Below are 12,489 nucleotides of genomic sequence, written 5' to 3'. Positions count from 1 at the left end.
GGTCAATCTCGGTAAGACGCCTCTTTTTGTGTCCTCTTTGCGACAGGGAAAAAGTCGGCTGGTACAGTCACGCCTTCAGACCTTAAGCCTAGGACCCGACGATGAAACGCCTGATTGCCACCGGCCTGCTGACTGCGGTCGCCATGTCCCCTGTTTTCGCCCAGACCCCGATCAAGATCGGGGAGATCAACAGCTATTCAGCGATTCCCCAATTCACCCAGCCCTACAAACAAGGCTGGCAGCTGGCGGTCGACGAGATCAATGCCCAAGGCGGCCTGCTGGGGCGCAAGGTCGAAGTGATTGCCAGAGACGATGCGGGCAAGCCCGACGAGGCGCTGCGCCACGCGATCGAGTTGACGTCCAAAGAAAAAGTGGATGTGCTGGCGGGAGGCTTTCTGTCCAATGTGGGCTTGGCCTTGGCCGACCATGCCGCCAAAAGCAAGCGCCTGTTTGTGGCCAGTGAGCCTTTGACCGACGCCATCGTTTGGGACAAGGGCAACCGCTACACCTTCCGCTTGCGACCCAGCACCTACATGCAGTCAGCCATGTTGGTCGAAGAAGCGGCCAAGTTGCCCGCCAAGCGTTGGGCGACCATTGCCCCCAACTACGAATACGGCCAAAGCGCCGTGGCCAGCTTCAAAGAATTGCTCAAAGCCAAGCGCCCCGATGTGGAATTTGTGAGCGAGCAGTGGCCCGCCCAGGGCAAGATCGACGCGGGAAGCACTCTGACCGCCACCATGGCCAGCAAACCCGATGCGATTTTCAACGTGACCTTTGGTGCCGACTTGGCCAAGCTGGTGCGCGAAGGCAACCAGCGCAACGTCTTCCCCAAGACGCCTGTGGTGTCTCTGCTTTCGGGCGAGCCTGAATATTTGGAAGTGCTGAAAGACGAAACCCCCAAGGGCTGGATCGTGACCGGCTACCCCTGGGACCAGCTCGACAACAAAGAGCACGCCAGCTTTGCCGCCAATTACTACAAGAAGTTCAATGAGAACCCCAAGGTCGGCTCTGTTGTCGGCTACGCCACCATGCAGGCGATCTTTGCGGCGATCAAAAAAGCCAACTCCACCGACAACGAAAAACTGGTCATCGCTTTGCGTGGCCTCAAATTCAGCACGCCCTTTGGCCCCGCCGAATTTCGCGCCATTGACCAGCAGTCCACCATGGGCGCTTATGTGGGCAAACTTGACCAGCGCGGCGGCAAAGGCACCATGGTGCAGTGGCGCTATGCCGATGGCAAGAATTACCAGCCGAGCGACGCGTATGTGAAGGCGCGCCGCCCCGCTGAAGCGATGAGGTGAGTCCTGCCTTGGCCAGATGAGATGCCCTATGCTGTGAGTCTTCCCCCCATCCAGTTCAGGTCATGCCCATGAAGGAAGACAAGTTCCACGATCCAGACCAACTCATGTTGGCCCAAGCCGATGCGGGTCTGGTTTTGGTGGATCCGATCAGTGGTCGCATTGAAGGCCTGAACCCGGCTTGGCCCGATTGGTTAGGGCGGTCTAAAGCGTCTTTGCAGGGAGCTGTTTTTTGGGATAAGGGGGGCTGGCAGCAACCGGAAGTGGTGCGCACACTGGTTTCATTGACCAGTCTGCCTTTGGCCATGCCGCCCATGGCCGTGACGGCTTTGAACGAGGACCGGGACAGCTTGTCGATGGTCATCAGCGCCCGGCCTGTCAATCTGTCTGACAGACGGCTGGTGTTGTGCACCTTGGTGCGCAGCAGTTTGGCCCAAGCCATGGCGTTGTCCTCGTCTGTGGCCGAAACAGCCCTCATGGGCGTGGTTCAGTCGCTGATCACTGTGCTGGAGGTGCACGATCCAGACTCGATCGGTCACCAAAGGCGCGTGGCCGATTTGGCCGGTACCTTGGCCCGAAGGCTTCAGTACAGCGCCGAAGAGGTGGAGGCGGTGATCTTGGCCGCCTTGATTCATGACCTGGGTATGGTCACGGTGCCGTCCCGAATTTTGGGCAAAACCGAGCTCTTGTCTCAGGGTGAGGTCAAGCAAATCCAGAAGCATGTGATGACAGCGCTGGACATGCTCAAACACATCGAGTTCGCAGGGCCGGTCAAAGCCTACATTGCGCAGCACCATGAACGCATCGACGGCAGTGGTTACCCCTTGGGCCTCAAAGGCGCGGATGTCTTACGGGGCGCCCAGATCATTGGCATGGCTGACATGCTGGACGCCATGACACGCGATCGCCCTTATCAAAGCGCACAAACCATGGACCAAGCTTTACAGGTCTTGCTGGTGTCATCGGGCGTCTTGTTTGATGCCGATTTGGTCCAGGTCTGCGTGGGTTTGTTCGTTCAAGAGGCCTATCGCTTTCCAGGGGTTTGATCAGGACACGCCCCAATGACTGGCCTCGCTGTCACGCCAGAATTCTGCAAAGGGGCTGGGCAGTGGGCTGGTGGCTGTAGGGCTCAAAAGCTGGCCGGACACCAGGGTGTCGATGTTGGAGGCCAATGTGCGGGCCTGACCGTCACCATTGCGCACCATCAGATGGTGCGGCTTGATGTCGCCGGGTTGGTTCAGGCCTGCTGCACCCACCAAATCGGCCAATGCGTGCAGCGTGTTGGCATGGAAGTAATACACCCGCTCGGCCTTGTCAGTGACCACGATGGCGCGTTGGCGTACCGGGTCCTGTGTGGCCACGCCTGTGGGACAGTGGTCGGTGTGGCAACTGCGCGATTGGATGCAGCCCAGCGCAAACATGAAGCCGCGTCCTGAATTGCACCAGTCGGCCCCCAAGGCCAGGCACCGTGCGATGTCAAAAGCCGAAATCACCTTGCCCGAAGCGCCAATCTTGATGCGCTCGCGCAAGCCTGCGCCCACCAAGCTGTTGTGCACCAAGCGCAGCCCGTCGCGCAGGGGCATGCCCACATGGTCGGCAAATTCGATGGGGGCAGCGCCCGTGCCGCCTTCTGCACCGTCGACCACCACGAAGTCGGGTGTTTGGCCTGTGGCCAACATGGCTTTGACAATGGAAAACCATTCCGCTGCTTGACCCACACACAGTTTGATGCCGACTGGCTTGCCCCCCGACAACTGCCGCAGTCGGGTGACAAAGTCCAACAGTTCGATGGGGTTCGAGAAGGCCGAATGCCGGGCAGGCGAGACGCAATCCTGGCCCATGGGCACACCCCGGGCTTCGGCGATCTCTGGGCTCACTTTCGCTTTCGGCAGCACGCCCCCGTGGCCAGGCTTGGCCCCTTGGGAAAGTTTGACCTCTATCATCTTGACCTGCGGCGACTGGGCTTGCAGCGCAAATCTTTCGGCGTCAAAGTGCCCATCGGGGGTTCGGCAACCAAAGTAACCGGAGGCAATCTGCCAGATCAGGTCGCCGCCGTGTTCGCGGTGGTGTGTCGAAATGCTGCCTTCGCCCGTGTCGTGGGCAAAGCCGCCCAAAGCCGCGCCCCGGTTGAGCGCCTTGATGGCATTGGGCGACAGGGCCCCAAAACTCATGCCCGAGACATTGAGCAGCGACAGGCTGTAGGGTTGCGCGCATTGGCCTGCACCCACCTGCACCCTGAAAGTCGTCGGGTCGGGCTGCACGGGCTGCAAAGAGTGGGCGATCCATTCGGTGCCAGTGCTGTACATGTCCTTGATGCTGCCAAACCCTCGTTTGTCGTTTTCGACCTTGGAGCGCGCATAGACCAAGGCCCGCTGGTTGCGAGAAAAAGGGAGTTTTTCCTCGTCATCTTCCAAAAAGTATTGGCGAATTTCTGGCCGGATGTATTCCAAGCCATAACGCAACCGACCCGTCAGGGGGTAGTTGCGCCGTACCGCTTGTTTGGTTTGCATGAAGTCCAACCAGCCCAGCACAAACAGGGCCGCAAAGCCGGCACTTGCCCAAGCCGAGAATGGCCAAGTGATGAGAGCGGCCGGGGCCGTGACCAGCCAAGGCAGGTAACGCGAGAAGGATTGACGGGCCATGGGCTGCTCTCCAAAAGAAACGGCGACAAAGGCCAACACGCGCAAGAATGGCTCACATCCTAGTTGACTTTGATATTTTTTCTAAATTTATCACCCGGCAAAGCGATCGGCCGCGAGGTGCTTGGCCAAGGCAGCAGGCAATGGCAGTGGCTCGTCGTTCAGCCACGCGGCGGTCAATTCTCCGCACAAAACGGACAGGCTGATGCCGCGCGCACCCATGCCGGTACTCAAACAAAGGCCCGGCAAACCTTGCCGATCGATAGGCCCAACCGCCGGCAAGCGGTTGGGCAAGGTGCAGCGCAAACCCGCCCACCCACGCACTTGATCCGGCCCGAATTGCCCGGCCATGGCCTGGCCTAAAGCGGGCAGCAGCGTGGCCAGGCGCTCTTGGTTGGCCGCATGGTCTTCTTCGCGCACGGGGGCTTGCTGGCAGTTGCGCTCAAAGGTGGAGCCAATGAACCAGCTTGGCGGCCCGTCGGGCGAGGGCACGCCGCTGATGAAACTGCCGTGGCCGTTGACCGGAAACGGCGGCAGCAACTGGCGCTGGTCCTGGTTCAGGTCAGCCATGTGCCCAAAACTGACCTGCCCGCGCAAAGGGTTCAGTGGCACGGCAAAGCCGGGCAGAGGCTGCAGCAAAGCCAAGCTGTCAAAGGCGCTGGCCACCACCAGCCAGGGGGCTTGACCCAGCGTTTGGCCTTGGGCATCGGTCACGGCCCATTCATCGCCGCGCCGCTCGATGCCCTGCACCTGTTGGCCCCAGCGCACCTGCACGCCCGGGGTTTGGAGCTGTGCGGCCACCAGCTGCCGGGGCCGAATCCAGCCTGCCTGTGCGTGCCAGAGGGCGGGCGAGTCGGGCGGCAGGCCTGCAGCGGCAATTTGCGCCGCGCTGGCCGGGGCACTGTGGTGATCGGTGGTGTCCGCGGGCAGGCGTCGTTTGCCCGCCAAGTTGTGTTCCAGAACACCCGTGAGGGCCCAATCGGTGCCGCTTTGCATCAGCATCTGGGCGCGTTGCAGCGTGGCCTGCACCCCTGCACGCGTGATGCGCGAGAGCACGTTGTCGTCGGGTGAAACGTGGGGTGCGGCCAAACCTGCGGGCAGGCCAGACGCTCCAGCCCCAACGCCAGGAGCCTGGTCGAGCACCGTGACCGACCAGCCCCGAACGGCCAGGCTGTGCGCCACGGCCGAACCTGACAAGCCCGCACCGATCACCAGCGCTTGGCGGGTGAAGGGTGGCGAGCTCAAGGGATCAAAAAGCAGGGGGGCAAGCGCAATGGGGCATCAGCCCGCTGCAGGCGGCACGTAGCCCTGGGCCGCGTCTGCGCCGTCGCCAAAGAAATGGTTTTCCATCTGGCGGGCCAGGTACTGGCGTGCGCGCAAATCGGCCAAGTTCAGGCGGTTTTCATTGACCAGCATGGTTTGGTGCTTGAGCCAGTCGGCCCAAGCTTGCTTGCTCACACCCTCCCAGATGCGCTTGCCCAGTTCTCCGGGGTAGGGCGGAAAATCCAGACCCTCAGCTTCTTTGCCGAGTTTGATGCATTGAACGGTGCGTGCCATGGTGGTGTCTTGCCTTGATGTATCTTAAGAAGCGCTGGTTATACGGATATAAAATTTCCGTATTTCCAGTTGTGAGCGGTTCACACGACAATGCGGGTTGACCCGATTTCGAGTGGCCTGACAGGCCGTAACTGTAGCAAGCTTTCAGCATCCCCCCAGGGCTTTGGGTCTCTTGTCTCCCCACACACAGCAATACCAAATGAGTGCATTTCTAGAAGAACGTGTTTTGAGCGTCCACCACTGGACCGACCGCCTGTTCAGCTTCACAACCACCCGTGACCAGGCTTTGCGCTTTTCCAACGGCCATTTCACCATGATTGGCCTGCGCGGCGACAACGGCAAACCTTTGTTGCGCGCCTATTCCATTGCCAGCGCCAACTACGAAGAGCACCTCGAGTTCTTGAGCATCAAGGTGCCCGACGGCCCGTTGACCTCCAAGCTGCAGCACATTCAGGTGGGCGACACCATCGTGGTGGGCCGCAAACCCACAGGCACCTTGTTGTGCGACTATTTGTTGCCCGGCAAACACCTGTACCTCATGGCCACCGGCACGGGCTTGGCCCCGTTCATGAGCATCATCCGCGACCCTGAAACCTACGAGCGCTTTGAAAAAGTGATTCTTGTGCACGGCGTGCGTCAGGTGAACGAGCTGGCCTATCACGACTACATCACCCAAGAGTTGCCGGCCAACGAGTTTTTGGGCGAGATGGTGAGTAAACAGTTGCTGTACTACCCCACTGTGACCCGCGAGCCCTACAAAAACCAGGGTCGCCTTACCGATTTGATTGAAAACGGCAAACTGTTTGCTGATCTTGGTTTGCCCACGCTGGACCCGGAAAATGACCGCATCATGATCTGTGGCTCTCCGGGCATGCTCAAAGACCTCAAACGCATCTGTGAGGAGCGTGGACTGGTTGAAGGCAACACCAGCACCCCTGGGGCCTTTGTCATTGAGCGTGCATTTGCCGAGTCCTGATTCGGCAGGGGCTTTGTGATGAGCCCCACCAATGATTGTTGAACACTGGCGCAAAATGCGCCCGTTGGCTTTTAAGAACCGAGCATGAACCTGACTTCCATCACCCCCCATCGCCTCTTGGCCTTGATCGCCTTGTCGGGCATAGGCATGCTGGCTTTTGGCCTTTTTTTGCAGCATGTGGTGGGCTTGAACCCTTGTCCCATGTGCATCGTGCAGCGCTATGCGCTGATTGGCGTGTTGGTGTTCGGGGCGCTGGGTTGGCGTTTGCGTGGCTGGGGCTTGGCCGTATCGGCCCTGTTGCTGGCGCTGATGGCGGGTTTCGGCGCGTTCACGGCGGCTCGCCAAAGCTGGCTGCAGTGGTACCCGCCCGAAATCGTCACCTGTGGCCGTGACTTCTACGGCATGGTCGAGAACTTCCCCATCAACCGCGCCATCCCCATGATCTTCAAGGGTAGCGGCGATTGCACCAAGATCGACTGGACCTTTTTAGGCGGCTCCATTGCCAATTGGTCGTTCTTGGCATTCGTGTTTTTTACCCTGGCGGGTTTGTGGGTCGCCTACAAGGCGCTGCGCAGCCGCTCCATCACAGCTTTTTGACCAACACCTGGCTCTTGCGGTCCCAGTTGTATTTGCGTTTGCGTGCCTCGGGCAGCCAGTCGGGGTCCTGTTGAACAAAGCCGCGCTTGATGAACCAGTGCATGGTGCGGGTGGTCAGCACGAAGATGCTTTTGAGACCCATGGCACGGGCGCGTTGCTCGATGCGTTTGAGCACTTTTTCGCCGTCGCCTTGGCCTTGTGACTGGGGCGATACAGTCAGCGCTGCCATTTCAGCCGTCTTGGCTTCGGGGTAGGGGTAGAGCGCCGCGCAGGCAAAAATCACACCGTCGTGGTCGATGATGGTGTAGTGGTCAATGTCGCGCTCGATCTCGGTGCGGTCGCGCTTGACCAAGGTGCCGTCTTTCTCGAAAGGCTCGATCAACTGCAAGATGCCACCCACATCGTCCGAGGTGGCTTCGCGCAGTTCTTCGAGTTTTTCATCGATGACCATGGTGCCGATGCCGTCGTGCACATACACCTCCAGCAACAAAGCGCCGTCCACCGCAAAGGGCAGGATGTGCGAGCGTTCCACACCTTCTTCGCAGGCTTTGACGCAGTGCTGCAAATAAAAGCCAATGTCGGTCGGCTCGGTCGGCGTGGGCAGCGAGGCCAGCAGTTGCTTGGCAGCGGCCAGCGGCAGTTCGGTGTCAATCGGGTTGTCTTCACTCGCCGGGGCGTGTGGCTCGATGCGGATGCCCGGCACTTCGGTCACAAAAATCAATTTGTCGGCCTGCAACTCGGCGGCCACGCTGGTGGCCACTTCTTCCATGGCCAGGTTGAAGGCCTCGCCCGTGGGCGAGAAACCAAAGGGCGAGAGCAGCACCATCGCGCCCATGTCCAGCGTGCGCATGATGCCGTCCACGTCCACCTTGCGCACCAGACCGGAGTGGATGAAATCCACGCCGTCCACAATGCCCACAGGCCGTGCGGTGATGAAGTTGCCCGAAATCACCCGCACGGTAGAGCCCGCCATCGGTGTGTTGGGCAGCCCCTGGCTGAAGGCGGCTTCGATCTCGTAGCGCAGTTGGCCCGCAGCCTCTTGGGCGCAGTCCAAGGCCACGCTGTCGGTGATGCGGATGCCCTGTGAATACTTGGGGGTGTGGCCTTTGGCGGCCAGTTGTTCGTTCACCTGCGGTCTAAAGCCGTGCACCAGCACGATCTTCACGCCCATGCTCTGGATCAGCGCCAGGTCTTGCGCCAGGTTTTGCAGCTTGCCCGCCGCAATCGCCTCGCCCGCGATGCCCACCACAAAGGTCTTGCCCCGATGCATGTGGATGTAAGGCGCCACCGACCGGAACCAGGGCACGAAGGTGAAATTGAAAACTGTGGACATGGGCGGTCAATCGGCGGCGAAAGTGGCAGGGTGCGCGGGACTGGGATAATCCCCCGCTGTTCTTGCCTTGATTTTCACAGAAGTTTCCGCCTTGTCCGACACCCCCCTCCAAATCGATTTCCCCGAAGGCCTGCCCGTCTCGGCCCGCCGTGACGAAATCATGGCCGCCATGGACCAGCACCAGGTCATCATCGTCTGCGGCGAGACCGGTTCGGGCAAAACCACGCAGCTGCCGAAAATCGCGCTGATGCTGGGGCGTGGCAAGCTCAACGCCAAACCGGGCGAGCGCGCCCGCATGATTGGCCACACCCAGCCCCGGCGCATTGCGGCCAGCTCGGTGGCCAAGCGCATTGCCGAGGAACTCAAAACGCCGCTGGGCGAGGTGGTGGGTTTCAAGGTGCGGTTTCAAGACCGTTTGAGCAAAAACGCCTCCGTCAAACTCATGACCGACGGCATCTTGTTGGCCGAAACCCAGACCGACCCGCTGCTGCAGGCCTACGACACCATCATCATCGACGAGGCGCACGAACGCAGTCTGAACATCGACTTCTTGCTGGGCTACCTGCGCCAAATTTTGCCGCGCAGGCCAGACCTCAAGATCGTTGTCACCTCGGCCACCATCGACGCCGACCGATTTGCCAAGCACTTTGCCTCGCGCAACGGCCCTGCGCCGGTGATCATGGTTTCGGGCCGCACCTTCCCGGTGGAGCAACGCTACAGGCCATTTGAGGAGACGCGTGACTACGGCCTGAACGAGGCCATGGCCGACGGCGTAGACGAACTCTGGCAAGGCGGGGCAGGGGGCGATATCCTGATCTTTTTGCCCGGCGAGCGCGAGATCCGCGAAGCTGCCGACCACCTGCGCAAACACCTGGCCCACCAGCCGCTGACCCGCAACGCCGAGGTGCTGCCCCTGTTTGCCCGTCTGTCGCAGGCCGAGCAGGACCGGATTTTTGAAGCGTCCAACGGCCGCCGCATCGTGCTGGCCACCAACGTGGCCGAAACGTCGTTGACGGTGCCTGGCATTCGGTACGTGATCGACGCGGGCACGGCGCGGGTTAAGCGCTACAGCCTGCGCAGCAAAGTCGAGCAGCTGATGGTCGAGCCCATCAGCCAAGCTGCGGCCAACCAGCGTGCGGGCCGCTGCGGCCGCGTGGCCAACGGCATCTGCATCAGGCTTTACGACGACAAAGACTTTGCGGGCCGCCCGCGGTTCACCGACCCTGAAATCTTGCGTTCGTCTTTGGCGGGCGTGATCTTGCGCATGAAGTCGTTGCACCTGGGTGTGGTGGAAGACTTCCCGTTCATCGAAGCGCCATCCAAACGGGCGATTACCGACGGCTACCAACTGCTGGCCGAGCTGGGCGCGGTGGATGACGACAACGAGCTGACGCCGATTGGCAAAGAGCTGGCCCGCCTGCCGCTGGACCCGCGTGTGGGCCGCATGATTTTGGAAGCCCGTGGCCGCGAAGCACTGGACGAAGTGCTGGTGATCGCCAGCGCCATGAGCGTGCAAGACGTGCGCGACCGTCCCATGGACGCGCAAGCCCAAGCCGACCAGCAACACGCCAAGTTCGACGACGACAAAAGCGAATTCACCGGCTACCTGAAACTGTGGAAATGGATTCACGACGCCCGAGGCGGGCACGGCACCGACCACAAGCTGAGCAACCGCCAATACGAGCAACTGCTGCGCCAGAACTTCATCAACATCCGGCGCGTGCGCGAGTGGCGCGACACGCACACCCAGCTGCTCACGGTGGTGGCTGAGCACAAGTGGCGCATCAACACGCAGCCTGCGAGCTACGAGCAGCTGCACCTGTCCATGTTGGCGGGTCTGCTGGGCAACGTGGGCTACAAGCTCGAAGACGAAGAAGCCTATTTGGGCGCACGCGGCATCAAGTTCCACAAACACCCCGGCGCGCACCTGAGCAAAAAGCCGGGCCGCTGGATCGTGGTGGCCGAGCTGGTGGAAACCACGCGCCTCTTTGGCCGGGGCATTGCGGCCATTGAGCCGCAGTGGCTCGAGCAAGTCGGCGCGCACTTGCTCAAAAAACAACTGCTCGATCCGCATTGGGAAAAGAAATCCGCCGAAGTGGTGGCGCTGGAGCGGGCCACGCTCTATGGCTTGGTGGTCTACAGCGGCCGCCGCACGCCCTACAGCCGGGTGGACCTGCACGGCGCGCGCGAGATTTTCATCCGCGAAGCCCTGGTGGGTGACCAGTGGGAGACCAAGCTGCCTTTCTTGGCCGCCAACCACAAGATGATCGCCAAGGTCGAAGAGCTGGAACACAAGTCGCGCCGCCAAGACGTGTTGGTGGACGACGAACTGATCTACGCTTTTTATGACCAGCAATTGCCCGCCGACGTGTGCAGCGGCCGCCTGCTGGAAAACTGGTACCGGACCGAAAGCGTCAAGCAACCGCGTCTGTTGATGCTGACCCGCGAAGAGCTGATGCGCCACGAAGCGGCAGGCATCACCACGCAGGCCTTCCCCAAACACATTCGCTTGGGCGGCACCGACTGCCAGGCCACGTATCTGCACGAGCCGGGCGATGCCCGCGATGGCGTCACGGTGACGGTGCCTTTGTTTGTGCTGAACCAAGTCAGCGAAGACCGCTGCGAATGGCTGGTGCCCGGTTTGCTCAAAGACAAGATCCAGGCCCTGCTCAAAAGCCTGCCGCAGCGCCCGCGTAGCCGATTTGTGCCGCTGCCCGAATCGGCCACGCGCTTGGCCGCTGAGCTGTCGGCGCCCGAGCTGTTTGGTGCCGGGTCGTTGACGGATGTGTTGCTCAAAAAAGCCCGCGACGAAACCAGCTTGGACATCAAACGCACCGACTTCAAACACGAAATGCTCAGCCCGCACCTGTTCATGAACCTGTGTGTGGTCGACGAACATGGCCGCCAACTGGGCATGGGCCGCAACCTGGGCGCGCTCAAAGGCGAGCTGGGTGCCAAGGCCCGTGGCGCGTTTCAGGCGCTGGCGCAGCTCAAAGTCAATGCGCCTGCGGCGGCGCCGGTGGCTAACCCTGCAAACAATGCTTCGTCTAAAGAGCCTGGCAATGCAGCAAGCGCCAACCGCGCCAGCGCAGCCCCAGCCAAAGCAGCGCCCAAGCCATTGGCCCCGCAGCGCTACACCGCATGGACCTTCGGCGAGTTGCCCGAACTGATGGAAATCAGCAAGGGCGGCCAGACCTTGATCGGCTTCCCCGCGCTGGTGGACGTGCAAGACGCGGTGACCATCGAGGTGTTTGACGAGCCCGACGTGGCCGCCGCCAAAAACCGCGCGGGCCTGCGCCGCCTGTTTGCGCTGCAAATCAAAGACGCGCTCAAGTACCTTGAGAAAAACATCCCCGACCTGCAAAAAATGGCCGTGGCCTACATGCCGCTGGGCACGGCGGACGAGCTGAAAACCCAGATCATTGACGTGGCGCTGGACCGCGCCTTTTTGCTCGACCCGCTGCCTAATGACGACATCACTTTCAAGCGCCGCATCGAAGAAGGCCGGGGACGCCTGACGCTGATTGCCAACGAAGTGGCCCGGCTGGCGGGCACCATCTTGCTGGAGTTTGGCGCAGCCACCCGCAAGATCAAGGACACCAAAAACGCCCCCGACGCGACGGCAGACTGCACAGCGCAACTGCAACGCCTGATGCCCAAAAACTTCATGGCCGCCACCCCGTGGCCGCAGTTGCAGCACTGCGCCCGCTACCTCAAGGCCATCACCTTGCGCCTGGAAAAATACCGCGCCGACCCCGCCCGCGACGCCCAGCGCTTGGCCGAACTCAAACCCCAAGAACAACGCTACTGGCGTCTGGTGGCCGAACGCAAAGGCGCGCAAGACGCCCGCATGCTGGAGTTCCGCTGGCTACTGGAAGAATTGCGCGTGAGTTTCTTCGCGCAAGAGTTGCGCACCCCGCAGCCGGTCAGCATCAAGCGGCTGGAGAAGGCTTGGGGGCATTTGAATCATTGAGTGCGGCAGTCTTTGCTTGGTTCTTCGACGAGGAGTGTTGTTTATAAACAGCATGGGTATGACGTTGAAATTGTGAACCACCACTGAGCAGTGATAAAGATGACAGCCAAAAATCC

At 60.9% G+C, this 12,489-nt stretch carries 9 protein-coding genes; 5 read left to right on the top strand and 4 right to left on the bottom strand.

All coding sequences use genetic code 11. The features are described 5' to 3' along the window. The first annotated feature begins 101 nt into the window (after positions 1-101). Both ACZ5SR_RS10935 and ACZ5SR_RS10930 read left to right on the top strand, forming a co-directional pair. Entirely contained in the window at positions 102-1,301 is a 1,200-nt protein-coding gene (locus ACZ5SR_RS10935) for an ABC transporter substrate-binding protein (protein ID WP_464448705.1), read from the top strand. Positions 1,302-1,363: 62 nt separating this feature from the next. Then, complete coding sequence (locus ACZ5SR_RS10930) at positions 1,364-2,344, top strand: HD-GYP domain-containing protein (protein ID WP_464448704.1); 981 nt, start codon at positions 1,364-1,366, stop codon at positions 2,342-2,344. On the opposite strand, the gene ACZ5SR_RS10925 is transcribed toward ACZ5SR_RS10930, so the two are convergent. From ACZ5SR_RS10925 to ACZ5SR_RS10915, 3 genes are all read right to left on the bottom strand, one after another. Then, positions 2,345-3,940 carry an FMN-binding glutamate synthase family protein gene (locus tag ACZ5SR_RS10925; protein ID WP_464448703.1) on the bottom strand — a complete coding sequence of 532 codons (1,596 nt, stop codon included), beginning with the start codon at positions 3,938-3,940 and terminating at the stop codon, positions 2,345-2,347. A gap of 90 nt (positions 3,941-4,030) precedes the next feature. Then, a complete protein-coding gene (gene mnmC1, locus ACZ5SR_RS10920) occupies positions 4,031-5,182 on the bottom strand; it encodes an FAD-dependent 5-carboxymethylaminomethyl-2-thiouridine(34) oxidoreductase MnmC1 (protein WP_464448702.1) in 1,152 nt (383 codons plus the stop codon). Between the two features lie 36 nt (positions 5,183-5,218). After that, positions 5,219-5,494 (bottom strand): oxidative damage protection protein, encoded by a 276-nt coding sequence (locus ACZ5SR_RS10915; RefSeq protein ID WP_062405287.1) that lies wholly within the window; start codon positions 5,492-5,494, stop codon positions 5,219-5,221. A gap of 199 nt (positions 5,495-5,693) precedes the next feature. Here ACZ5SR_RS10915 and ACZ5SR_RS10910 point away from each other — a divergent pair, with 199 nt between their 5' ends. Together ACZ5SR_RS10910 and ACZ5SR_RS10905 are read left to right on the top strand one after the other, a co-directional pair. Beyond that, the gene (locus ACZ5SR_RS10910; protein ID WP_464448701.1) at positions 5,694-6,470 is read left to right on the top strand and encodes a ferredoxin--NADP reductase; all 777 of its coding nucleotides are present in this window, start codon (positions 5,694-5,696) and stop codon (positions 6,468-6,470) included. An 84-nt stretch (positions 6,471-6,554) separates the two neighbouring features. Beyond that, positions 6,555-7,067 (top strand): disulfide bond formation protein B, encoded by a 513-nt coding sequence (locus ACZ5SR_RS10905; protein ID WP_464448700.1) that lies wholly within the window; start codon positions 6,555-6,557, stop codon positions 7,065-7,067. Here ACZ5SR_RS10905 and argA read toward each other — a convergent pair. Continuing rightward, entirely contained in the window at positions 7,054-8,400 is a 1,347-nt protein-coding gene (gene argA, locus ACZ5SR_RS10900) for an amino-acid N-acetyltransferase (protein WP_464448699.1), read from the bottom strand. The two genes, ACZ5SR_RS10905 and argA, sit on opposite strands and share 14 nt — an antisense overlap. Positions 8,401-8,491: 91 nt before the next feature. On the opposite strand from argA, the gene hrpA reads away from it, so the two are divergent. Next, positions 8,492-12,373, top strand: coding sequence for an ATP-dependent RNA helicase HrpA (gene hrpA / locus ACZ5SR_RS10895; protein ID WP_464448698.1), 3,882 nt, complete (start codon positions 8,492-8,494; stop codon positions 12,371-12,373). Positions 12,374-12,489 lie beyond the last annotated feature (116 nt).

This window comes from Limnohabitans sp. TEGF002 (genome assembly GCF_055395845.1).
The sequence above is the reverse complement of the archived record's forward strand: the minus strand, read 5'-3'. Positions and strand labels throughout refer to the sequence as shown.

Excerpts from the sequence above, each read along its gene's own strand:
- ACZ5SR_RS10930 (WP_464448704.1), top strand. The coding sequence starts at position 1,364 with ATGCCCATGAAGGAAGACAAGTTCCACGATCCAGACCAACTCATGTTG.
- ACZ5SR_RS10925 (WP_464448703.1), bottom strand. The coding sequence starts at position 3,940 with ATGGCCCGTCAATCCTTCTCGCGTTACCTGCCTTGGCTGGTCACGGCC.
- ACZ5SR_RS10905 (WP_464448700.1), top strand. The coding sequence starts at position 6,555 with ATGAACCTGACTTCCATCACCCCCCATCGCCTCTTGGCCTTGATCGCC.
- ACZ5SR_RS10910 (WP_464448701.1), top strand. The coding sequence starts at position 5,694 with ATGAGTGCATTTCTAGAAGAACGTGTTTTGAGCGTCCACCACTGGACC.
- ACZ5SR_RS10915 (WP_062405287.1), bottom strand. The coding sequence starts at position 5,494 with ATGGCACGCACCGTTCAATGCATCAAACTCGGCAAAGAAGCTGAGGGT.
- argA (WP_464448699.1), bottom strand. The coding sequence starts at position 8,400 with ATGTCCACAGTTTTCAATTTCACCTTCGTGCCCTGGTTCCGGTCGGTG.
- ACZ5SR_RS10935 (WP_464448705.1), top strand. The coding sequence starts at position 102 with ATGAAACGCCTGATTGCCACCGGCCTGCTGACTGCGGTCGCCATGTCC.